Below are 23,855 nucleotides of genomic sequence, written 5' to 3'. Positions count from 1 at the left end.
GTTTTTATTTATGATTCAGATAAATTAGAAATGGTCACATTACCTTCTGAATTAGTAATTTGCAATTTATTTTGGTCTGACGCCCCAAAAGTTGTATGTTGTTGCATTTTTCCATCTTGGGTTGAACGTGTCGTATTTTCTGATTGAATCCCACTCAATTTAATTTCACCATCACGATTATCGGCGGTAATCATCAAATCTGAGTTCAAACCTGAAAGATTGATATCGTCATTTGAAGCCTCAATCTTACTATTCCCCAAGAAGTGTCCACCAATGCTTCTAAACGGTCCGTCCTGATTAACGAAATTCGAATCTGTAAATTGACCACCCTCAACCCGGGTTCCAGCTTGTGTATTATTAATTGTTGCATGATTAAAGGTCACATCATCTAAAATAAGTCCCGAATCATGTTGATTAATATCGGTATTTTCTAGTACCGATAATTTTTGAATCATAATTGCGCTGGCGTTTGAATTAATCGCCAATTGCCTGACAGTCATTTCTTTAGGAATCGTTAGTGTGATATGGCGTTGCTCGGTATTAATCACGAAGCCGTTCTCATTGTCACGTTCACTGCGCACCGTCATTTGAAGTTCGTCACCAGTCTGTGTTAATTTAACTTTCTCATTTTGATCAAGGGTCGTTTTTAATTTAAGCGTTGAACCTTGAACAATGTCTAAATCAACATTTTTGACATCAATCTTTAAACTCTGAAATGACTTAATTGCGTAATTTGACTTAGTCGTCATTTTTTGAATCTTAAACCCTTTATCTAGCGTAATATTATTTATTTTTTGATGGTTTCCAAAATAACCAATTCCCATTGTCGTTGCACCAATTAGCATTGCACCGAGGCCGATAATTGCTGTGATTTTTAATCCTTTATTCATCCTTAGGCCCTCCTATTGTTTCAACTCTGGCCGACGTTTTAACGTCAGTGACCCAATCCACTTGACTAATCGGTAACCTACCCAACCAATCCCATAAACAATCCAAATGACCACTGGAATACTCAACACAACCGTACCAAGAATTAGAATACCACCACCAATCATAAAGAGCGCCATCATCAACCCTTGTCCCAGGATATTCACACCAGCCACAATCGCAACGCCACCCAAAATCGCAGCACCAATAAGTAGACCAGCAATGATGAAAATTAATGCAATCACCATGAAAATCGCAGAAATGAAACCTAAGATCATTACAATAGCAAGTGGAATTAAAATAGGAGAGGCAAGCACGCCGAGTAAGATTAGCCAAGCAGCATGCCAATGGCTACGGGTTGTGGTAGCCGATGACTGTTGAATAGATTCATCACTTTCAGTTCCACTCTCATGTACCCATCCCATTGCATAATTGGCATTGATTTGCCTTGCCAATGTTTTAGGGTTACCAAATTCTGCATAAATTTGATCACTTGACATCTCAGCATCCAAGAATAGTTCTTCATAAAAACGATACGTATCTTCACGTTCTGAAACTGGTAAAGGTTTAAGATAACGGCGTAGTGTTGTTAAATACGTCTTGACTTGCTCATTCATTAATTTCACCCGTTTCCCCTTCTTTTAAAGGCACATTTGTAAATAATGCCTCAATTGCATGACTAAATTGTAGCCAATCGGCTTTGATTGACGCCAATTGTTTTTTTCCTGCATCGGTAATTTGATAATAACGTCGATTGCGTCCTTCAAATGGCTCATCATATGTTTCTAAAAAATCATTTTTTTGCAAGCGTCTTAAAACTGGATACATTGTGGACTCACTGACATCAAGATATTGCTGTACCTGTTTTGTAATGGCATAGCCATACAAATCTTGTTCATCTAACAATGCCAAGACTGTCCCATCCAGCAATGCTGTTGGTACTTGAATGCTCATAAAAAGCTCCTTTTTAATTATTCTAAAATAATTGATTTAATAATTTATATATTATACCAAGTATAATATTGTGTCAACTTAAACTGAAAAGAAAACCCTGATAAATAATCTTATCGGGGTTTTCTTTTTATTCAGGATTGATTTGTGGGTCATCAAAAAATGTATTGATCATCTCAGTTACCATTTCCCATTCATCATCAGTCTCAATCGAAACTAAAGCTTCTTCAGGCGCACTTTTAATCAACGTTTCATCGTATATAAAAGCTTGCACTTCCATATCCAAATCGTCATCTTCTTCATCTACCGCATCATCATTGTAAAGTACAATATACGTTTTGTTGAACTTTGTATCTTCTTCAAAGCGAAATAGCTCTTTAAACGTATAAGTGTTCCCTTCGTCTTCAAAGGAAAAGACTTGATTATCGTCTACCATTCTAGTCCTCTTCGTTTTCTTCAAGCCATTGATTTAGGCGTTCTTCAACCATACGCCATTCATCCTCGTCTTCGATTTGATCAAGAGTACCTTCAGCCGCAACTTCTGTATCCGCAATATCTGAACTAAAGGCTTGAATATCAACCTCATCCTCATCTTCAGTGCCAGCCGCAACCACATAAATATAACGCTTATTATATTTTTCAGTTTCGTCAAAAGCAAATAAAATATCAAATAATTCTTCGTTACCTTTTTCATCAATCAATGTAATGACATCTTGTTCTTCATCCATGGTAGTTCCTCCATAATTAATCAAAGGTCATCTTAGTGCCGCTTGCGTTCACTAGTTTTCCTTTTCGATCTAAATAGTTTTGCAATATTAGCGCCGCCGCTAACTTATCAATCACTTGTTTACGTTTGGCTCGTGATGTGTCAGCTTCCTCCACCAACATGCGTTCGGCCTCTACTGTGGTTAATCGTTCATCTTGAAAATCAATAGGCAAATTGAAAGTATCTTTTAACAGCTCACCATATGCTTGTGCTGCTTCGGCTCGAGGACCTAAAGAATTATTCATATTCTTTGGCAAGCCCAATAAAAAGCCAGTCGGATGATGTTGTTCTACCAACGCTTTCATCCTTTCAATTCCAAATTCACCCTCATCTTCATTAATGCGAATAATTTCTAATCCTTGAGCTGTCCAGCCCATTGGATCAGACATCGCAACGCCAACCGTTCGTGATCCAACATCTAATCCAAAAATGCTCATTTGCGTAGATAATCCTTTACCAAAGCTTCAATAATTTCATCGCGTTGATAACGTCGAATCAAATTACGCGCATCATTTGTTCGTGGAATATAGGCCGGGTCACCAGATGTAATGTAACCTACAATTTGATTAATTGGGTTATATCCTTTTTCTTCCAATGCACCATACACAATTTCTAACGTCCGACGAATATCTTGTTCATCAGCATCTTCAAAGTTAAATACCGTTGTATTATCATTAAAACTCATGGGAAAACTCCTTCCTATTTCAAGGCGAATTAATTACTTACTCAATAGCCATTGATTAACTTGCGCAAAAGCGTCAGCAATACCAGCAGGATTCTTCCCCCCAGCTTGAGCTAAATCTGGTCGACCGCCACCGCCACCGCCAATGGCTGGTGCAATCGCCTTGATTAAGTCGCCAGCCTTGATACCCTGTGCAATGGCATCTGGTGCTACGGCAACTAACAAATTAACTTTCTCACCAAGATTTGCAGCTAAGACCAAGACATCAGATGGTGTCGCTTGTTTCCAATTATCCGCTGTTTGCCGCAAAACGTCCATTGATTCGACTGACATTTCTGTCACAATATATGAGTAGTCGCCGGCATGTTTCACATCTTGAAAGGCATCTGCAGCTGCTTGATTAGCTAGTTTAGTTTCTAACGCAGCTACCTGCCGCTCTGCTTCTTTTAAATCAGACTGAAGTGCTTCAATTTTATCAGGTATCTCTGATAATTGTGGCGCTTTAACTAACAAGGCCGATTGCTTTAATAGAGCATCATGCGTTTTTACATATTGCATTGTACCTTGTCCAGTGACCGCTTCAATTCGTCGAACACCTGCTCCAGTACCACTTTCACCAATAATCTTAAACATTCCTAACTCAGCTGTTGAGTCTGCGTGAGTCCCACCATCAAATTCGACATTATAGTCGCCAATTGAGACAACTCGAACGACTTCACCATACTTTTCAGTAAAGACAGCAACCGCCCCTAACTTTTTTGCAGACTCAAGATCAGTTTCCACCCATGAAATTGGCAAATTCTCAATAATTTTTTGATTGATTAAATCTTCAATTGCTTGCAATTTTGCCTCTGGAACAGGCCCATTATAACTGAAGTCATATCTTAGACCGTCTGCTGTTACGAGTGATCCAGCTTGAGTTGTATGCTCACCCAGAATATTTCGTAAAGATTGGTCAAGCATATGTGTTGCAGTGTGGTTTTTTGATACAGCAACATGATATGCCCGATCAACATCAAGCTGATATACTGTGTCAATATTTAATGGCTGTTCGACCGTCAACGTGTGCAGATGTTGACCATTCGGTGCAACTTGAACATCAGTCACCCGTGCAACAACTTGCCCATTTTGATCACTGACCTTCCCTTTATCAGCTACTTGACCTCCCATTTCAGCATAAAATGGCGTAACGTCAAAGATTGCTTGAATCTCACCGGATTGCGCAGTTGTGAGCAACTGGTTATCTTGAATGATATTCACTAACGTGGCCTGTGGGACTGATAACTCTGACCAACCAACATATTTTGAATCAGTTTTCAAATCCGTCAATAATTCGTTTTGAACACCCATTGAAGCAGTATTTGTCCGTGCTGCACGGGCACGTGCTTGTTGTGCTTGCATGGCTGTGTCAAATTCTGCACGATTAACCTTTAAGCCTGCTTCAAGTGCAGCTTCCTCAGTTAATTCATATGGGAAGCCATAAGTATCATACAATTTAAAGGCGACTGCACCGTCAATTTCACCTGTTGAAGCCTTTGCTTCTGCCATCACTGTGTCCAATAATGAAAGGCCGTCTGACAGCGTTTTGTTAAATCTAACCTCTTCGGCTTCGATAATTGAAGCAATATAGTCCGCATTGGCATTAATCTCTGGATAATATGAGGCCATAATTTGACCAACAACAGGGACCAATTTTGCCAAGAAAATTGAATGAATACCTAATTTACGGCCATGTAGAACGGCACGTCGAAGCAATCGTCGAATAATATATCCACGACCTTCATTCGAAGGTAAGGCACCGTCACCAATCGCAAATGTTACCGCACGCGCATGATCAGCAATCACCTTAAACGAAATATCTTTTTGTTCATCTTCACCATATTTGAAACCGTCTGACATCTCTTCCGTCGCATGAATAATGGGCAAGAATAAGTCTGTTTCAAAATTTGTTTTTGCATGTTGGAATACTGATACAACACGCTCTAATCCCATTCCCGTATCAATGTTTTTATGCGGTAATTCCGGATACTTTGAGTTATCTGTAAGACCTGGTAAATGATTATATTGTGAGAACACAATGTTCCAAATTTCAAGGTAACGCTCATTTTCGCCACCAGGATAGTTTTCTTTTTCATCTTCGGCATCAAACTCGCTACCACGATCATAAAAGATTTCCGTGTCAGGTCCAGAAGGGCCTTCTCCTATATCCCAAAAATTATCTGGTTCTTCATACAAATGATCTTTAGGTAATCCAACGACCTCCAACCAGATTTTTTTTGCCTCTTGATCATTAGGATACACCGTTACGAATAACTTATCAGGATCCATACCAAACCATTCTGGGCTAGTCAATAACTCCCAAGCCCATGGAATCACTTCTGGCTTGAAATAATCACCAATTGAGAAATTACCCATCATTTCAAATAACGTGTGATGACGTGCAGTATGCCCAACATTTTCAATATCATTTGTTCGAATTGATTTCTGTGCATTTGTAATCCGCTTGTTATCTGGGATAACCGTTCCATCAAAGTATTTCTTTAACGTAGCCACACCGGAATTAATCCAAAGAAGTGTTGGATCATCTTTTGGGATGAGTGACTGTGATGGTTCAATACTGTGCCCTTTGCTTTGGAAAAAGCGGAGAAACATATCTCGTATTTCAGCTGAAGATAATTCTTTCATTTTGTTAACCTCGCCATTATTTATTTCTAAAAAACAGACTACCACTGCATGTTAGGGACGACTGACTCGCGGTACCACCCTAATTGCAATGATTGTCTGTATCATTACCTCTTAATTATGTTTAAAGTTAGTCTCATATGGATCACAAGATTAACACCTGATTTCAGGTAGCACTAAATACTTCGTAGCATTGTTCGCATCAACCACAATGTTTCTGAATTCTACGGCTTTTCATTTAGCATGTCCTTACTGAAATTATACCATATACCACCTATATAGCAGTATTTCAAGCATATTACATTTTTCTCTGGACTGAATTCAAATACAGCACCATTGCTAGTAATTGCACTACCAAGATAATCACAACTAGCGGAACATATGAACGCGTCCCAAAAATACCAACTAATGGTGACATCACGCCACCAATTGCATACCGCATCATCCCTAATAGTGCTGATGCAGCTCCCGGATTAGCATGCTGATCTTTCATCGCTAATGCCGTCGTCATCCCCTGAATGCCACCAATAGCAGAAACAATCATAAAAAATGCAATTAATACAACGACCATTGGCTTTGCCATGAATAAACTCAGTGCTAACAAAATACCACCCAACAAGCCATACCCAATAAAAATGCCTAATGTCTTTTCTTCTCGCCAGCGATTAGCTAACCAACCAGCAAAAATTGTCATGACCGCGATGCCTAAACCATTAATCGCATAAACAATCCCGAACGTCGTGACATTCAAATGAAAGATGTTTTCCAAAACAAATGAAGAGCCAGAAATATAAGCAAATAAAGCAGCCATCATTAATGTTTGGAGAAGCATATATACCATAAACTGACGATTTGCAAATAACTGCTGATACACATGCCGCATTTCCACATTTGTCGCTGTCGACTGGTCAACTGGTTCTCTTGTTTCAGGTAAATAAAATTGAACCGCAAGAAATAAACTGATTCCCAACCCAGCTAAAATCCAAAATGTCATCTCCCAATTAAACATTGCAACAACAATTCCGCCTAGGACTGGTGCAATAACCGGAAAAATACCATTAATTGATTGGTTAATCATAACGTTGTTGGTCAAATCACGACCAGAAAATGAGTCCGTAATGACTGCCAACGACAATACGATGCCAACTGAACCCGCTAAGCCTTGAAAAAACCGCATTAAAATTAAGATCCAAATATTGCTTGTTAGAACAATTGCAATTGATGTTAATGTAAAAATCAGCGTCCCTATCAAAAGCGGTCGACGTCGGCCAATGCGATCAGACCACGGACCAATAACTAATTGTCCGAGCCCCAACCCGACCAATGAGGCAGTAATTGTCAGTTGTGCCAGCGATGCACTGGTATTTAAATCCTTTTGTAATTGCGGCAGTCCAGGTAAATAAAAATCCATTGAAAATACTGCAAATGCGCTCAACACACCTAAAATAAATATATGTGCTGCGTTTAATTTAACCTTCTGTGTCAAATTCTTTCCTCACTCTTTTAACATTGAGCTAACCCACTTATTTACGATCAATGCCCAATAAAATGCGTAATAAACACCCCAGCGATATTAAAATAAATGATAACTGAGGTCAAATCACTTAACGTTGATATAAAAGGACCTGATGCAACAGCTGGATCGACATGCATAGCATCCATAATAATTGGAATAAATGCCCCCGCCAAATTTGCAACCATAATCGCAATTGCCATGGCTAACCCGACAGCCAAGCCTAATAAAACGTTTGATTTCCATAGCCAAACCACTCCAAAAATAGTCGTGCCGGCAATTAAGCCTATCAATGCGCCAATAAATAATTCAGTAAAGAACATGCGAATCACGCTACGCTTTTCATCCAATGTTATTCGACGAATGGAAACCGCTAACGCCTGGGTTCCCGCATTTCCAGCCGTTCCAGTAATTAAACTAATAAATACTGCCAAAACTGATGCTTGTTGCACCATCGCATCATAACTATTAATAATTGACGCTGTTCCCAATCCTAGAAACACCAAAATAATTAACCATGGAATTCTCTTAATAACTGACATCATTGGACTTTCTTCCAAATCCAAATCATTCACACCAGCCAAGCGACCATAATCTTCTGTACTTTCAGCTTCAATAACATCCACAATATCGTCGACCATGATAATGCCCAACATCTCATTTTGTTCATCCACAACTGGCATAGCCAATAAATTATAATCAGCCATTAACCTGGCAACTTGTTCTTGATCCTCAGTAGGTAAAACAGTGACTAAATTACTTGTCATTACCTCTGAAACCAGCTCATCATCTGGATGGATAATGAGATTACGTAAAGAAATAACACCAATCAATCGTTTACGCTCAAGCACATAAATATACGATATTTGCTCAGACTCAGAAGCTGCTTTTTTCACCAAACTCATAACCTGACCAATTGTTGATGTTTGTGAGACCTCAATATACTCGGTCGTCATCAAGGCACCAGCAGTATCCTCATCATAATCAAGTAAATGCCTTAATTCACCCGCATCCTCACGTGACATCTGCTTAAGGTAGATATCTTGTTCAGGCTCAGAAATTTCATCCAATACATCGACTGCGTTGTCAACATACATTTCGTTAAGCATATTGGCTGCATAACTGGGTGACATTTCTTCAAGCAAATGATTCACATCAACTTCATCAGAATCCAGATGATCAAAGACATTAGCTAATTCATCCAAAGTTAACCACTCAATCACTTGTTGTCTCAATTGTGGTGTTAAATTCAAATAAATTTGAGCCTGATCATAATTATGTAACCCAAGAAATGTTTCTCGAAAGGCATCAATGGCACCCTGCTTTAGGTCGTCAGTAATCTGAGTCACCAACGGTACAATTTCATCACGTACATTTCCAAAATCAGTTGCCATAAATCACCTCATTTATTTATCTTGTGGCACATACCCCTGCATGACGTTGATCATATCTTCTGGAACTGGTGCCTCAAACTGCTGAACAATTTGTGAAAATGGATCGAACCAACTAATCCAATACGCATGTAGCATTTGTCTCACTGCACCCCGGTCCATTGGTCCACCGTAAATTTCGTCGCCGACTAGTGGATGCCCGAGTGCTTTAAAATGAACCCTAATTTGATGTGTGCGTCCTGTATGTAATTGCACACGAACCAATGTTTGATTATCAAATCGCTTGATCACCCAGTATTCGGTTTGTGAAGGTTTACCATCTGATCGAACTTCACGCCGAATGAAATCATCAGGTACTCGTCCAATGGGCTGATCAATCATTTGATGTTCATCAGCCAACACACCATCAACTAGTGCATAGTAACGTTTATCAACTGCGTGCGTTTTCAAAGCTTTATCTAACAATCCGTGTGCAAATCGATGCTTTGCTAAAAGGGCAACACCTGAAGTAAAACGGTCTAAACGCGTTACCACGTGCGGCACTAAATCCTGAGCGCCTTCACGTTGCAAATGACCTTTCACCCGATTGACCATTGTTGTTTCACGATCGGCCTTACCAGGAACCGACGTCACGCCAGCTGGTTTATCAACAACCAAATAGTTATCATCTTCGTAAATAACCGTAATCGGTAAGTCCGAAAAAGGTAAAATCTCATTGCTTTCTTCATGTGGCATAATGATCGTAATTTTTTGACCCATTTTAATCTCATCAATCGTTCGAGCGGGGCGACCGTCCAGTAATAAATGCCCACCGCCTCGTTTAATAATGCTAAACATGCGATGAGAAACACCACGTTCTGCTAAAAATTGTTTGATTTTTAGTCCCCCTGGTTCTTGTTTCTCCCAACTAAAAGTAGCCATTAATCAATTACCTCATCCCCAATAAAACTATCCCTCACACGATGCCAAAAACGTGTATGTCGATGTTCAGCAAAAGCAATTTTCTCTTTTGCAACTCGAAACTCCAGCCACTCAATGTCAGTCGTTGCCTGACTCAAATGATCGTACGTCAATGTGACACCATTATCGACATTTAACGGTACAACACGAATCGTTTCATCCGGTCCAATGACTAATGGTGAGCCCAACGTTCGAAAGACACGATTATTAATTGATGCAATTTCTGATAATTGAATACTAGCTAGACTTGGGTGCATAACAGCCCCCCGTTGGCTTTATTATAAGCAGTTGAACCAGTGGGCGTCGCAGCTGTCAGGCCATCACCCCTAAAACGTTCAAACCGTTCACCATCTAAATAGACATCAGCAACCAATGTCCCTTCAGGTTGTTTAATTGCTGCTTCATTTAATGCCAAAAAATTATTCTTTTTCCCATCTGTATACTGAATTGTCATTTCTAACAATGGATAAGAAATTGTTCGTCCTTCATAGGTTAATAAGGAATCCACTAGATGATCAATTTCAAATTCTTGCCAATCCGCGTAAAAACCAAGATGCCCGGTATGGACACCAATAAACCGCGTATGATCCAACTGATCCACATAATGATGAAAAGCTGACAGGAGTGTACCATCGCCGCCAACTGTAATGACGACATCTGGTTTGGCATCATCAAAGACAAATGTATCTGGATAGCGACTTAGCAATTTACTTAAAATATTGCCAATCGTTTGCGATTTTGTACTATTATTTTTATAAATTGAAACCTTCATCAATCACGTCATCCTTTTTTGTATGATTACGAAGTGCATGTTGAGATTCACTAATTTCTTGATGCATTTCCTGAAAGAGTGCATCAACCTTAAACGTTAATTCAGCAACTTCATGTAGTTTATCGGCCATATCATCTGGATATTCACCAGCATATTTATAATTAATCGCGTGTTCAATAGTTGCCCAAACATTCATTTGCATCGTGCGCACTTGAATTTCAACTAATATTTTCCGTTCACCTTGTGTTGTTTGAATCGGATATTCAACAACAATGTGGTAAGAACGATACCCCGACGGTTTTGAATTCGTCACATAGTCTCGCTCTTCTAAAATCACCATATCTGTTCTCTCGCGAATTAAATCTACAACACGGTAGATGTCATTTGTGAATTGGGTCATAATCCGGATGCCTGCTAAATCCTGCATATCTTGTTCTAGACGATCCATATCTACGTGCCTTCGCACAGCTTTTTCTTTAATTGCTTCAACCTGTTTCACACGCCCCGTCACAAACTCAATTGGCGTTTCAACCCCATTTTGTGCGTATTGATCGCGGAGGGCGCGAAATTTAACTTTTAATTCTTCAACTGCTTGCATATATGGTTGTAAAAATTTTTCCCAATTCTCAATCATTTTGTCGTCCTCTTATCATGATGCCCACTCAAATAGATTCGTGGCCATCGTTATCTTGTTTCCATTATACAATATCCAAGAAAAAAAGCTGGTTCAATCCCCAGCTTACCGATAAAATCCTGTTTACAGTCTCATTCTTGACAAGCATTTGATGATACGCGAAAAATACGATTTAAATCATCAACTTGCACATCCGTATATCGTTCTGCGCTATCATCACGACTTGAATCAAATACCACCAATGTATTGCTATTTTTAACACCCATGTCATGCGAAATTCGTTGATCCATTTGTAATGCTTTTTTTAGAAAATCACTAGTCAAGTCTTGATTAAATGTTTCTAAATCAACATTTGCTTCAATCAATGCACACCGTACAATACTATCATTGTATGCTTTTGCTGCCAAAACTTTTTCTTGTAAGATGATGCTTAATCGCCGGCCAACTTTTTTACCTTGAAAATGAGCTGTCTTCATCACATTGGTCATTGCGTCATTAATATATACTGCCTCACGTGCCGAAATATTTTGAATTAAATAATCATCCTTATCTAACGTTGACGTTGAAAAACGCATTAAAGGTATTAAATTAAGTCGGGATGTAACGGCCAAATCTGCTTGTAAATCAACTATATTCCGGTTTAAATCCAAACTGCGTTTTGAAAATGCACTGATGAATGAATATATTTCTAGCATTTTAAGCATCACCTCGGTTACTTCAAATATATTTATATACATTATATCAATATTATTAGTTGGTGTTATCGATAACACACTAAATATAACCGCTTTTAAGTTTAAAATCAAAAAAATTGCTCACTCATCACATCATTTATCTCAAATGGTTGCTCATCAATACCGTTCTAACACTAGTATTCACACGATTTAAATAAAAAAGAGTTCTGTACCAGTACTTTGGCATTAGTGAACTCTTTTTATTGCTATCTAATTATTTTTCCGTATCGTGTGCAAAATTAAAGTCAGCAGAGACCCCAAATTCTTGTCTCACATCATTTAATGCAGCATTGATAACTTGGTCCATATCAAAATAACGGTATTGCCCTAGTCGACCACCAAAGAGAATTTTATCTTGATGTTCACGCGCTTCTTTAGCATAAGATTTATAGATTTGCATATTTTTTTCATCATTAACTGGATAATATGCTTCTTTTGTTCGATCCCATGTTTGTGGGTACTCACGCGTAATAATTGTCACATCGTCATCTGCCAAACCGTCAAAGTGTTTCCACTCCATGACACGGGTATATGGTGTTTCTGCATCAGTATAGTTAATAACTGCGTTTCCTTGATAATTATCTGATGCCACGACTTCGTGTTCAAAACGAAGTGAACGGTACTCAAGTTCCCCAAATTTATAATCGAAGAATTGATCAATCATACCCGTGTAGACAATTTTAGGGAATTCAGCCAAGTATTCATCCTTGTGTGCAAAAAAATCAGCATTAACTTGTACGTCAATTAAATCATTATGCATAATCATGTTTTCAAAGATTTGTGTGTAGCCACCAACTGGAATTCCTTGGTAACGATGATTAAAGTAATTATTATCGTAAATAAATCGAACTGGAAGTCGCTTAATGATGAATGCAGGTAGTTCCGTTGCTTGACGTCCCCATTGCTTTTCCGTATAACCCTTAATTAACTTTTCATAAATTTCAGTTCCAATCAACGAAATCGCTTGTTCTTCAAGGTTACGAGGTGCACGTCCACCCATAGCTGCCATAGCATCAGCCTTTTGTGCATCAATTTTTGCTTTAGCTTCAGCCGGTGTTTTTGTACCCCACATCTCGTAAAAAGTGTTCATATTAAATGGCAAATTGTACAAAGTACCTTTATAATTTGCAACCACTTGATTTTGGTAGCCATTAAAGTCAGCGAACTGACGAATATAATCCCAGACCTCTTTATTATCTGTATGGAAAATATGTGCGCCAAAATCATGAACGGTAATCCCATGTTCAGTGTGTGTGTACATGTTACCACCAATATGTGGCCGCTTTTCAATAATCAGTGAACGCTTTCCACGTTTTGCAGCTTCATAGGCAAAAATTGAACCATAAGGCCCTGCACCTACCACTAAATAATCATATTTTTTATCGTTCAATGTCATTATTTTCTCCTCACCTTATCGGTTCTAAAATACCTGATACCAGTTTATCATATTTTTTGTTCGTTATTAATGTGTTCCACTAGCGGCTTAAAATGCCAGCCTGCTTTAACACCAGCAAATAAAACCTTAAGGCGTTGACCACGATGATCAATCCCTGGTTTGAGCATCACTTGCAAAGCCTCTAACAAAATACGCACATTTGACTTCACATGCCCAACAAAATGTCTTTTTGCCCCATAATACACTTTATTTCGATACGAATAAAAATATCTAGGCAAACGATCTAAAGAATCAGTCATAACATTCGAGCCAACATTACTTGCCATTTTATGTGTAACCTTTGCTGCTGGAATAAAATATCCTGGCGCAACTCGCGCCGCACGCTCTGTATACTCGATATCATCGCCCCAAATAAAGAATTCCGAAATTGGCAATCCAATTTCAGCCACGATTTTACGAGACATGAGTAGACTGACAAAAGTTGCATTCATCAATTCTTCTGGCTGAGTTGCGTCTTCTGGAATTTTTTTCATCCGGTTTTTAGGCGCAGGATTATTCATTTTTGCACGATGACCATCAGTCCAACGAACATCTGAAGCCAAAAAACCAAAATCATGCGCTAGTTGCGCAAACGCTAATAAATTAGTCAAAGTATCCGCATGGGGCATTGTATCATCGTCCATTAACCATACAAAATCATCGTCTGTATTTGTCATAAAATAACGAATACCACGATTAAAGCCACCTGCACCACCAATATTTTCATCCAAACGAAGATAATCAATCGTATCGCCTAAACTCGTCAAATATGCCTGCGTATCAGCATTGGAATGATTATCAACCACGATAATATGTTCAACCGGTGTAGCCGAATTCTGTAATGCGGCAATTGCCTCTTTTAACATCGGTAAGCGATTATATGTCACAATAACTGCGCTTGTCGTCATGTTGTTCCCCTTTTAAAAATGTGTCTTTGCTTGTTGTCGTTGCCCAAAATGCCGTTTTAAAAAATGCCACCCTTTAACTAACCAATTCGTTTTTTCCGTTGTAACTACGGGAAACTCCTGATAAGTCATCTGATTTTTCAAGAGCCAAACGTCCATGAGACGTTCTCCCAAGAACCCTAATGCCCGTTGATCTTGCCCAGTTAACTCTGAAAAATCGATTCGCTGCTCAACCTCAAATAAAACACCAAATAAAAAGTCCGTATACTGTTGAAAGGCCCTTTGTTTCATAATGAACATATTAAATAGATGCGCTTTTTTGGCGTGGCGTATTGTCTCAAAAGCCGGTATGTAATCCGGATATTTTTCTTGAATGACTTGGTACATCACATCATATGGCAAACGCGCGTGTGCATTTAAATAATGTTGTTCTTGCGTCTCAATCACATAATTACGCTGCCTTGGCAGCAAAACATCGACTTGTGACAAAGCTTTTGTTATGTCGTTATCAGTCAGCAAATCGCGATAACGATGTCCCATTCGGCGCCCTAAAAAACGACGATAATGTGCCAAACCAATCACATCTTGAGATTGTAAGTTATGTTTTGCCCAATACGTTGCCGTTAATTCATTATAAAATGAATTAACGGCTGAGATATTTTCACCCGTATTATCTAGAGTAAACCGCGGTATGTGTGACTCGTGTAAATCAGCACCAACCTCAATCGGTTGATAAATCTTATCTTCTGGCATTGGGTATGCCCGATGTGCTGCAACTAAGATTGTAATTTCCATGTTCATCCCTTCACTTTTCGACCAATTACAGGAGCTTAATTTATCCAGCAACTAAAAAAGACAGGTTTTAGCCCGTCTCTATCATTTCACAAATTAATCAAATTCACGTTCATTTGGATCAACAATGACATTACCAGCTTCGATTTCTTCAAATGCTTGTCCGATTGGCTTGACTGAGTCAAACTTAGCTAACGTTGGTAAGCTACCCTTTTCCAATTCATGGGCGCGCTTTGCACCTAATGCGATCAACTTATACCGTGAGTTTACTTTTTCGAGTAGTTTGTCTACAGATGGATATAAAATCATTTTTCTAACTCCTCTATCATTTCAATATATTCAGGTAATACGCGATTAACGCGCAACCGTTCAACTTTAACGATATCTTTAATTCGTCGGACGGCTAATGCCACTTCGTCATTAACAACGGCATAATCATAATTCGCCATCATTCTGATTTCAGATGTTGCAGCACCAACCCGTCGTTCAATCACGTCTGGTGCATCGGTCCCACGGCCGACCAAACGTGCCTTTAACGCCTCAAGATCAGGCGGTGTTAAGAAAATATATGCCCCTTCAGGCATCTTTTCCTTAACTTGTAACGCACCTTGCACATCGATTTCTAAAAAAACATCATGGCCTGATGCCAAAGTTTGATCAATAAAACTTTTTGGTGTGCCATAATAATTACCAACATATTCGGCATATTCAAGCATATTATCATCTTGAATATTTTGCTCAAATATTTCTCGACTCACAAAAAAATAATCTTCTCCATCAATTTCCCCGCTACGTGGCGAACGTGTTGTCATTGATATTGAATACGTAAAATCAATGTCTGGTTCTTCAAATAACGCTTTGCGCACAGTCCCTTTCCCTACCCCAGAAGGGCCGGACAGCACAATTAAAACACCACGTTTCATGGACGTGCACTCCTTTAGCTTTATTAATCTTAATAATGGTATTAATCATACCTGTTTTTAGCGGTAAATTCAACTCACATTTCATGCTTTTGCGCTGAAAGTAAATCCCGTGCATTCTGACGTGCAGCTTGAGTGAGATTGTCGCCTGACAACATACGCGCTAATTCTTCAACGCGCTGCTCATTATTCAAGGGTACAACGGTCGTCATTGTGCGACCATCAGTCACATGTTTTTCAATTAACCAATGTTGATTTGCTACTGCTGCAACTTGAGGTAAATGTGTGATTGTCAGTACTTGAGATTGTTCAGCAATTGTCGCAATTTTATTGGCCATCGCTTGTGCAACCCGTCCAGATACGCCTGTATCAACTTCATCAAATATAATTGATGTGATCCCTTGATTTCTAGCAAAAATCGTTTTTAAAGCTAACATCATCCGACTTAATTCACCACCAGACGCTATTTTAGCCAATGGTTTTGCTGTTTCACCAGGATTCGTTTGAATATAAAATTCAATACTTTCTTGACCACTACTTACCAGCGCTGGTTGTAATTGAAACTTCACCGAGAAAACAGCTTTCTCCATATAAAGATCACGTAATTGTTCATGAATAACAATTGCCAGTTCATCGGCGGCAGCTTGCCGCTTTTTAGTCAATTCATCTGCTAATGTCTGCGCTTTTGTCTTAAGTAACGCCACCTGTGTTGACAACGTCTCTAGATCCACGGTATCGCCACCCATTGCTGTCAATTCATTTTCAATCTTGTTTTGATAAGCTAACACATCTTCAATCGTTGCACCATACTTATTTTCAAGCGTTCGAATTAAATTCAATCGATCGGTAACTTCTTGCAGGCGTTCAGCATCAAAAGTCATGCTGTCTCGAACTGACAGAATGTCCGAAGAGGCTTCTTGTAACTCAAAATAGGCATCTCGAACATTCTGAGCTAGGGTTTGATACCGGCCACTAAGTTCCTCAATGGTTTCTAAAGCAGACATCGCTTTTGAAACAACGTCCAAGCCATTGCCATCCCACTCACCAGCTAAAGCTTCATGGGCTGTCGAAAGCGCTTCTAAAACATCTTGAAAATTCGAAAGCTCTTGAAATTCTGCCGTTAAAGTTTCTTCTTCCCCACTAATAAGTTGCGCATCTTGTAATTCATTAACTTGGTACGTCAACATATCTAATCGTTGGGCGAAAGCCTGTTCATTAGCTTGACGTTTATTGAGTGTTTTTTGCAATTGCTGATATTCTTGATATGCCGCACCATACTTAGCTCTTAAAGGCAAAATGACCTTGGCTGCGTATTGATCAAGTAGTTCCCCATGACGTTCAACACGCATTAACTCCTGATGCTCATTTTGCCCTTGAATATCCACTAAATGCTGACCAATCTCACGTAGAATGGTTGCTGTAATCAATGTACCGTTAATTCGAATGACATTTCGCCCATTTAAATGAATTTCACGACTGATAACCAATTGCATATCAGTTAATTCGATCCCATAACATAACAACGTTTGCTCTAATTCTGGTGATGAATCAAATGCGAAAACACCTTGTAAAACAGCTTTTTTCGCACCTTCTCGAATAAAATCTGAAGAACTACGTCCCCCAACTAACAAACTCACCGCGTCAATAATAATCGATTTACCTGCGCCGGTTTCACCAGTTAAGACCGTCATTCCTTGCTCAAAGCTCAACTCCAATTGTGATATAATCGCAAAATCTCTAATCGATAGTTCTTGTAGCATGCGCTCACCTCTGAATTATTTTAATTGACGTAATTTTTTTGCAAATTCAGCCCCAGTTGTTTTCTCGGTTGTAATGATTAGCACCCCAGCGTCATCACCAATGATACCAAAGACTTCAGGAAAATTGACTTCTTCAATGGCTGTCTTTATCGCCGGCCCAGTTCCTGGTACGACTCGAATCATGACCATATTAGCTTGAACGCGCAAGGTTGTACTTTTTTCAACCATAATCGCTCCAATTTGCGATAGATAGTCAGCGCCATTCATGAGACCATAAGCAAAACCACCAGCGTCCAATGGTACCTTGACTAATTGCATACTTGCAATATCTCTTGAAACGGTCGCTTGTGTGACATCCCAACCACGGGCATTGAGTAATTCAACGAGTTCCTCTTGCGTTTGTACTTGAACTTCATTGATAATTTGCTTAATATCCGCTTGTCGTTCAGTTTTATTTCTTGCCATTTTCTTCCCCTTGATGTGCATTTAACTGCATATGTGCTGCCTCAACAACTTGTTCCCTAGTTCTAGCATCAATGGTTTTCATGCCCCCATCTAATACCAAATGCGCAATAAATTCGATATTTCCTGAACCACCTTTAATTGGCGAAAAATCCAATCCAACAATACTAAATCCTGCTAACTGTGCGAAGTCAGCAACCTGATTAATCACTGCTAAGTGTGTTGCTGCATCCTTAACAATACCATGTTTGCCAACCGCTTCACGGCCTGCTTCAAATTGTGGTTTGATCAACGTTGCCACCGAACCACCTTCAACTAAAATGTTTGATAATGGCTCTAAAATCAAACGTAATGAAATAAATGAGACATCAATTGTGGCCACTTCCGGTTGACCATCTTTAAAATCTGCCTGTTTTGCATAGCGAAAATTAGTGTTTTCCATAACAATCACACGTTCATCTGAACGTAACTTCCACACTAATTGATTTGTTCCGACGTCCAGCGCATAAACTTTCTTAGCCCCATTTTGTAAGGCTACGTCAGTAAACCCACCTGTTGACGAACCAATATCTAATACCGTTTTATCTGAAACGTCGATCTCAAAAACAGTCAACATTTTTTCTAACTTAAACCCACCACGTGAGACATATGGCATTGGGGCACCTTTCAAATGGAGTTCGGTTGTCACAGCAATTTTTTCGCCGGCTTTATCCATTCTCTGCTCATTTTCACCTAATATTTCACCTGCCATAACTGCTCGCTTTGCCTGCTCTCGCGAAGTAAACAAGCCCTGTTGCACTGCCAAAACATCCACTCGCTCTTTTTCAATTCCTGCCATCACTATTTTTCCACCATATCATCAAAATATGCCAAACTTGACATCAATAAACTAACATCAATCCCTGTTTCATCTGTCAAATCTGCCAAAGCAGCTTTTGCTAATTGAACATGTTTCGTTAGATACTTCTTTGCGCCTGCTGCACCTAAGAGCTGCAGATAAGATTGCTTATTCTCATCGTCATCCTGGTAGCCATCTTGTAAATCATCTTTAATTTGAAAAGCTAACCCAAATGCTTGTCCAAAATGAACCAATTGTTCTTGCGTACGACTTGATACATCAGCCATGACGCCTCCCGCAACCATCGAATAAGCTAAAAGCGCTCCCGTCTTTTTAAGATGTAACTGCTCCAAATCAGCTAATAATAATGTGTCACCATTGGTTGCCGCCATATCCGCTATTTGACCAGCAACCATACCTTGACCGCCAGAGGCTTTTGCCAAGCTCATGACTAAATCCGCCTGCTGATCTGGTCGCAAATTAGGATCAATTAACCACTGAAATGCCAATGGTTGTAAAGCATCACCAGCCAAAATAGCAATCGCCTCACCAAATGCAATGTGTGTTGTCGGTTGCCCACGTCTTGTCTGATCATCGTCCATTGCAGGTAAATCATCATGAATCAAGCTGTAGGTATGCATTAACTCAACCGCACTTGCCGCTTTGACTATCTTTTCCGGTGCCACGCCAAATGTCTGGCTAACAGCCAATGTTAACAATGGGCGTAAGCGTTTGCCACCTGCTAATACTGCATAGCTCATTGCTCGTTGTAAATCGCCAGCCACAACATCTTTCAATAACTCATGCTCTAAGGTCATTTCAATCAAAGGGTGATACTTATTTGAAAAATTTTTAAAATCCACAACTAGTCCTCAGCTTTAAAATCAGCAACTGTTCCGTCATCATTAACAATTTTGGTAAGGTTCTTTTCAGCTTTTTGCAGTGTTGCCGCAAGTTCTTTTGAAAGCTTTGTTCCCCGCTCAAACTCAGTCATCGCTTCTTCTAATGGCACCTCGCCCTTTTCAAGACGACTTACAATTTGTTCTAACTCAGCTAAATTCTCTTCAAAACTTTTATTGCTCATTATTTTTTCTCTTTTCTGTCACAACCGCGCTCACATCCCCATCAGCTACCCGAATCTTAATTTGCGTATCTATCTCAAGTGCATCAACCGTTCGAACAACCTGTTCATCTTGTGTTACCACACTATACCCACGTGCCAAGACCGCTAACGGACTGACTAAGTTTAATGCATTAACCAATTGACCAAATTTTTGTCGATTTTGAACTAATTTTTGCGTTGCACTAGGTATCAAGCGTTGATTTGTTAGTGCTAACTGATGCTGTTTAAGACTTAAAATTTGCTGAAAATTTTGTTCTAACTGATGTTTTGCAATATCTAATCTTTGACTAACACCTTCATATAAACGTGCAGGGCTTGTTAATACAACACTACTTTGAACACGTTTTAATCGCTCATCCATTTGTTGTAAGCGATGCGCCATTAAAGTCGTTAGACGGCCTTGCAAATCAACATTAGTTTGCCAAACATCAATGAGTTGCATTGGCGTAGCTAATTCTGCCGCTGCGGTCGGTGTCGCCGCGCGTTGATCAGCAACAAAGTCAGTAATCGTTGTATCAGTTTCATGACCCACTGAACTAATGATGGGCATTGGCATTTTAATTAGCTCACGTGCTAGTTGTTCATCATTAAATGCCCATAGGTCTTCAATCGAACCGCCACCTCGGCCAATAATTAGGACATCATAGTCTTGTATAGCAACTTTTTGAAGTTGTTTAATAATACTGGGTACAGCACCTTTTCCTTGAACGACCGCTGGATATAGAAAGATCTGAGCGATTGGGTAACGCCTTTGGACCGTTGTCATAATATCTCGAATGACTGCACCACTTGGCGAAGTCACTACTGCAATCTTTTGCGGAAATTTTGGTATTGGGCGTTGTAGCTGATTAAAAACACCTTCAGTTTGTAATTTATTTTTTAATTGTTCAAATTGAAGTGCTAATGCACCCACGCCATCTGGCATAATTTTATCGACTAAAATTGAATAATTTCCCGAAGGTGCATATAAATCCAAGTGGCCAATAATGTTGACTTGCATGCCGTCAGTTAATTCAAATGGGAGTTGATTAAACACCCCTTGAAACAAGGTAACATTGATAACCGCGTTATCATCTTTAAGTGAAAAATATTGGTGGCGAGGTCGACGCCTAAAATTTGAAACTTCGCCTGTTAAATACACTTGCTGCAAATACGGATCTGCAGTGAATTTTCGTTTTAAATATTTTGTTAATGCGGTAACTGTTAAATAATCTGCCATTTGTCCGCCAATTCTATTTGATGATGCTGTGCAGCTAACTCAACCGTGGTTTGTAATAAGGTAGCAATCGTCATGGGGCCAACGCCCCCAGGAACCGGTGTAATTGCACCAGCAACCGCTTGTGCAGAAGCAAAGTCGACATCACCAACCAATTGCCCATCAGATAACCGATTAATACCAACGTCAATCACTGTCGCCCCTGATTTTAAATCGTCACCTACTACAAGTCCGGGGATACCGGTTCCAACAATGACAATATCAGCCTGCTTCAAAAGTGAACGACGTAAATCGTCTGGTGTATATCGATGTAATAGCGCTACACTTGCATTAGCGGCTTCAAGTAACGATAGCATTGGTTTCCCTACCAAAATCGATCGGCCAACAACAACCGCCAACTTTCCTCGTAATGGTACATGATGAGCCATTAATAAAGTCATAACACCCTTTGGTGTGTTCGCAACTGGATAATACTCGTGTCGGTTCGCATACAATTTACCGATATTAATTGGATTAAAACCATCAACATCCTTTTCTGGACTAATTGTCTCTTGAACAAGCTGCTCATTGAGATGATTTGGTAATGGACTTTGAACTAAAATCGCATCTACTTGATCGTCCTGATTTAATTTTTTAATAATTGTCAAAAGCGACGCTTCAGTTACATCTGCGGCCAAACGAATTGTTTGATGGGCGATCCCGACTTTTTGCGCTGCACGTTCTTTATTTCGTACATAGATTTGACTTGCTGGATCATCGCCAACGATAATTACAGTCAAGCCCGGAACGATACTTTTTGTTTTTAACACCTCGACTTGCTCTGCCAATTTTTGTCGAACAAGCTGTGCGATTGCTTTACCATCAATAATTTCTGCCATATCGTCCTCCAGCTACACATCATCAAATTTTATGCATTCTTATTGCATAATTTTAACATAAAATAGCCTTAAAAAAACGACATTTTATGATTTTTCACAAAATATCGCTTAATTCATCGTACTATTCTTTTCGCCGTGGCTTACCTTTATCTTTTTGATGCCTACGTTTTGCCTTTTTTTGCTTTGCTAAACGAGCTTGCCGTGGCGAAATTTCATCGTCATCCTTTTTTGGCGAAACATGTCCTTTTAATGTGGGTTTAGAATGAACACTCGTTTTTTGACGCGATAACGTCTTCTCTGATTTAACGCTTTGTTTCACGTCAGTAGCTTGTTTTTGATTTATCGCCTTTGAATGCCGTTCTTTTGACGCATTTTGTGATTGCTCAGCCGGACCAACTTGCCCTAGTAACTCCGAAAGCGTTATGACCTGAATATCAACCTGAATCTGACGCTTTAAATCACGCAAATCGTGATCGTTTCCAAAAGTGACAACCACACCTTGATGCCCCATTCGGCCAGTTCGTCCAGCACGATGCGTATACGTTTCACCATCTCGAGCCACATCAAAATTAAGTACCGCTGGTAAATCTTGAATATCCAAACCACGTGCAGCCACGTCCGTTGTTAATAGAAACTTAGCTTTGCCATTCCTAAAATTAGCGAGTGCGGTTGCCCGGGTGGAACTCGAATCGCCACGAACTAATGTAGCCATTGCAACATGTTCATGTGCCAAGAAGCTAGCCGTCGTTTTCAAAGCCTTAGTTGTATTGAAGAAAACAATAGCTTGAAAATTTTTCCGACTGGCTAGTTGTCGTAAACGTTTATTTTTTTGATCATTGGCAGTTGGCATAAATGTATGTGTAATCGTGACCGGTATCGTGACATCTCGTTGGTCAATGCGCTTAAACACACGTTCAAAAATTGTTTCAGCCTTGCCAGCATCTAATTCAGTTGCACCAAACAAGGCAACCTGAATCTCACTATCCGCGATTGATTGCCAAATGTCCGTAATCTGATCAGCCGTTTCTTCTCGTAATAAGACATCAGCTTCATCAACAATTAGCGTCCGTAAACGTTGTAGCTTTAATTTACCATTAGCCACTAATTCATGAACTCGACCAGGCGTTCCAACCAGTACCTCGGGATGTTTTTTCAAACTATCAATTTGACGTTTGACATTGGCACCACCGGTAACTGCTAAGACTTTCAAGCCTAAAATTGATGCCCATTCCCGCATTACACGTGTCGTTTGCATCGCTAATTCCTGTGATGGCGCTAAAACTAATAATTGTTCCCCATCACCCGGTACAATTTTGGGGAGGATTGGCCACGTAAATGCCAATGTTTTTCCAGTACCAGTTGGTGCAAGCGCATCTATCGACTGTCCTGTCACCAAATCATCTGCGACAGCTAGTTGAATCGGCGTTAGTGTGTTAAAGCCAACTTGTTCGAGATGTTCTTCAAATCTTGAATCCATTCATAACCACCGTTTACTCTCTTTTTTATGTCTCTTT

26 protein-coding genes and 1 pseudogene are annotated in these 23,855 nt (G+C 39.6%); all 27 read right to left on the bottom strand.

From position 1 onward, the window contains the following. Window positions 1–8: 8 nt before the first annotated feature. The 27 genes and pseudogenes from H9L19_RS06100 to H9L19_RS05970 all read right to left on the bottom strand — a co-directional run bounded on the left by H9L19_RS06100 (window position 9) and on the right by H9L19_RS05970 (window position 23,818). The gene (locus H9L19_RS06100) at window positions 9–890 is read right to left on the bottom strand and encodes a DUF4097 family beta strand repeat-containing protein (protein WP_187528793.1); all 882 of its coding nucleotides are present in this window, start codon (window positions 888–890) and stop codon (window positions 9–11) included. A gap of 12 nt (window positions 891–902) precedes the next feature. Then, a complete protein-coding gene (locus H9L19_RS06095; RefSeq protein ID WP_187528792.1) occupies window positions 903–1,544 on the bottom strand; it encodes a DUF1700 domain-containing protein in 642 nt (213 codons plus the stop codon). Then, a complete protein-coding gene (locus H9L19_RS06090) occupies window positions 1,537–1,881 on the bottom strand; it encodes a PadR family transcriptional regulator (RefSeq protein WP_187528791.1) in 345 nt (114 codons plus the stop codon). Before H9L19_RS06090 ends, H9L19_RS06095 begins: the two co-directional genes overlap by 8 nt. 127 nt (window positions 1,882–2,008) lie before the next feature. Next, window positions 2,009–2,314, bottom strand: a complete 306-nt coding sequence (locus tag H9L19_RS06085) for a DUF1292 domain-containing protein (protein WP_187528790.1) — start codon at window positions 2,312–2,314, stop codon at window positions 2,009–2,011. A gap of 1 nt (window position 2,315) precedes the next feature. Beyond that, on the bottom strand, window positions 2,316–2,606 hold the full coding sequence (locus tag H9L19_RS06080; protein ID WP_187528789.1) for a DUF1292 domain-containing protein: 291 nt from the start codon (window positions 2,604–2,606) through the stop codon (window positions 2,316–2,318). Window positions 2,607–2,622: 16 nt separating this feature from the next. After that, window positions 2,623–3,081 (bottom strand): Holliday junction resolvase RuvX, encoded by a 459-nt coding sequence (gene ruvX / locus H9L19_RS06075; protein ID WP_187528788.1) that lies wholly within the window; start codon window positions 3,079–3,081, stop codon window positions 2,623–2,625. Next, on the bottom strand, window positions 3,078–3,329 hold the full coding sequence (locus H9L19_RS06070; protein ID WP_187528787.1) for an IreB family regulatory phosphoprotein: 252 nt from the start codon (window positions 3,327–3,329) through the stop codon (window positions 3,078–3,080). The genes ruvX and H9L19_RS06070 overlap by 4 nt, the downstream gene beginning before the upstream one ends. A gap of 33 nt (window positions 3,330–3,362) precedes the next feature. After that, entirely contained in the window at window positions 3,363–6,011 is a 2,649-nt protein-coding gene (gene alaS, locus H9L19_RS06065; protein ID WP_187528786.1) for an alanine--tRNA ligase, read from the bottom strand. A gap of 295 nt (window positions 6,012–6,306) precedes the next feature. Continuing rightward, window positions 6,307–7,494 carry a multidrug effflux MFS transporter gene (locus tag H9L19_RS06060; RefSeq protein ID WP_187528785.1) on the bottom strand — a complete coding sequence of 396 codons (1,188 nt, stop codon included), beginning with the start codon at window positions 7,492–7,494 and terminating at the stop codon, window positions 6,307–6,309. Between the two features lie 47 nt (window positions 7,495–7,541). Further along, window positions 7,542–8,915, bottom strand: a complete 1,374-nt coding sequence (mgtE, locus tag H9L19_RS06055) for a magnesium transporter (RefSeq protein WP_187528784.1) — start codon at window positions 8,913–8,915, stop codon at window positions 7,542–7,544. Between the two features lie 12 nt (window positions 8,916–8,927). Further along, entirely contained in the window at window positions 8,928–9,833 is a 906-nt protein-coding gene (locus H9L19_RS06050) for an RluA family pseudouridine synthase (RefSeq protein WP_187528783.1), read from the bottom strand. Continuing rightward, window positions 9,833–10,644: pseudogene (locus H9L19_RS06045) on the bottom strand (NAD kinase). Before H9L19_RS06045 ends, H9L19_RS06050 begins: the two are co-directional and overlap by 1 nt. Continuing rightward, on the bottom strand, window positions 10,625–11,278 hold the full coding sequence (locus H9L19_RS06040) for a GTP pyrophosphokinase (protein ID WP_187528782.1): 654 nt from the start codon (window positions 11,276–11,278) through the stop codon (window positions 10,625–10,627). Before H9L19_RS06040 ends, H9L19_RS06045 begins: the two are co-directional and overlap by 20 nt. A 131-nt stretch (window positions 11,279–11,409) precedes the next feature. Beyond that, a complete protein-coding gene (locus H9L19_RS06035) occupies window positions 11,410–11,973 on the bottom strand; it encodes a DsbA family protein (protein ID WP_187528781.1) in 564 nt (187 codons plus the stop codon). A gap of 253 nt (window positions 11,974–12,226) precedes the next feature. Further along, window positions 12,227–13,408 (bottom strand): UDP-galactopyranose mutase, encoded by a 1,182-nt coding sequence (glf, locus tag H9L19_RS06030; RefSeq protein WP_187528780.1) that lies wholly within the window; start codon window positions 13,406–13,408, stop codon window positions 12,227–12,229. Between the two features lie 47 nt (window positions 13,409–13,455). After that, on the bottom strand, window positions 13,456–14,355 hold the full coding sequence (locus tag H9L19_RS06025) for a glycosyltransferase family 2 protein (RefSeq protein WP_187528779.1): 900 nt from the start codon (window positions 14,353–14,355) through the stop codon (window positions 13,456–13,458). Window positions 14,356–14,367: 12 nt separating this feature from the next. Beyond that, window positions 14,368–15,147, bottom strand: a complete 780-nt coding sequence (locus H9L19_RS06020) for a DUF4422 domain-containing protein (protein ID WP_276521765.1) — start codon at window positions 15,145–15,147, stop codon at window positions 14,368–14,370. A gap of 93 nt (window positions 15,148–15,240) precedes the next feature. Then, window positions 15,241–15,453: a DNA-directed RNA polymerase subunit omega gene (rpoZ, locus tag H9L19_RS06015; RefSeq protein ID WP_187528778.1), complete on the bottom strand. Its 213-nt coding sequence runs from the start codon at window positions 15,451–15,453 to the stop codon at window positions 15,241–15,243. Next, on the bottom strand, window positions 15,450–16,067 hold the full coding sequence (gene gmk, locus H9L19_RS06010) for a guanylate kinase (protein WP_187528777.1): 618 nt from the start codon (window positions 16,065–16,067) through the stop codon (window positions 15,450–15,452). Before gmk ends, rpoZ begins: the two co-directional genes overlap by 4 nt. Window positions 16,068–16,141: 74 nt before the next feature. Beyond that, a complete protein-coding gene (gene recN, locus H9L19_RS06005; RefSeq protein WP_187528776.1) occupies window positions 16,142–17,824 on the bottom strand; it encodes a DNA repair protein RecN in 1,683 nt (560 codons plus the stop codon). Between the two features lie 15 nt (window positions 17,825–17,839). Then, window positions 17,840–18,289, bottom strand: coding sequence for an arginine repressor (locus H9L19_RS06000; protein ID WP_187528775.1), 450 nt, complete (start codon window positions 18,287–18,289; stop codon window positions 17,840–17,842). After that, window positions 18,276–19,124: a TlyA family RNA methyltransferase gene (locus tag H9L19_RS05995; protein WP_187528774.1), complete on the bottom strand. Its 849-nt coding sequence runs from the start codon at window positions 19,122–19,124 to the stop codon at window positions 18,276–18,278. Before H9L19_RS05995 ends, H9L19_RS06000 begins: the two co-directional genes overlap by 14 nt. A 2-nt stretch (window positions 19,125–19,126) precedes the next feature. Further along, window positions 19,127–19,987, bottom strand: coding sequence for a polyprenyl synthetase family protein (locus H9L19_RS05990; protein ID WP_243198137.1), 861 nt, complete (start codon window positions 19,985–19,987; stop codon window positions 19,127–19,129). A gap of 2 nt (window positions 19,988–19,989) precedes the next feature. After that, complete coding sequence (locus H9L19_RS05985) at window positions 19,990–20,208, bottom strand: exodeoxyribonuclease VII small subunit (protein ID WP_276521764.1); 219 nt, start codon at window positions 20,206–20,208, stop codon at window positions 19,990–19,992. Beyond that, on the bottom strand, window positions 20,198–21,466 hold the full coding sequence (gene xseA, locus H9L19_RS05980; protein ID WP_187528773.1) for an exodeoxyribonuclease VII large subunit: 1,269 nt from the start codon (window positions 21,464–21,466) through the stop codon (window positions 20,198–20,200). Before xseA ends, H9L19_RS05985 begins: the two co-directional genes overlap by 11 nt. Further along, the gene (locus tag H9L19_RS05975) at window positions 21,451–22,341 is read right to left on the bottom strand and encodes a bifunctional 5,10-methylenetetrahydrofolate dehydrogenase/5,10-methenyltetrahydrofolate cyclohydrolase (RefSeq protein WP_187528772.1); all 891 of its coding nucleotides are present in this window, start codon (window positions 22,339–22,341) and stop codon (window positions 21,451–21,453) included. Before H9L19_RS05975 ends, xseA begins: the two co-directional genes overlap by 16 nt. 121 nt (window positions 22,342–22,462) lie before the next feature. Continuing rightward, entirely contained in the window at window positions 22,463–23,818 is a 1,356-nt protein-coding gene (locus tag H9L19_RS05970) for a DEAD/DEAH box helicase (protein WP_187528771.1), read from the bottom strand. Between the last annotated feature and the right edge of the window lie 37 nt (window positions 23,819–23,855).

This window comes from Weissella diestrammenae (assembly GCF_014397255.1).
In the GTDB taxonomy this organism is placed as follows: Bacteria; Bacillota; Bacilli; order Lactobacillales; family Lactobacillaceae; genus Weissella; species Weissella diestrammenae.
This window is presented reverse-complemented; position numbering and strand designations above follow the sequence as displayed.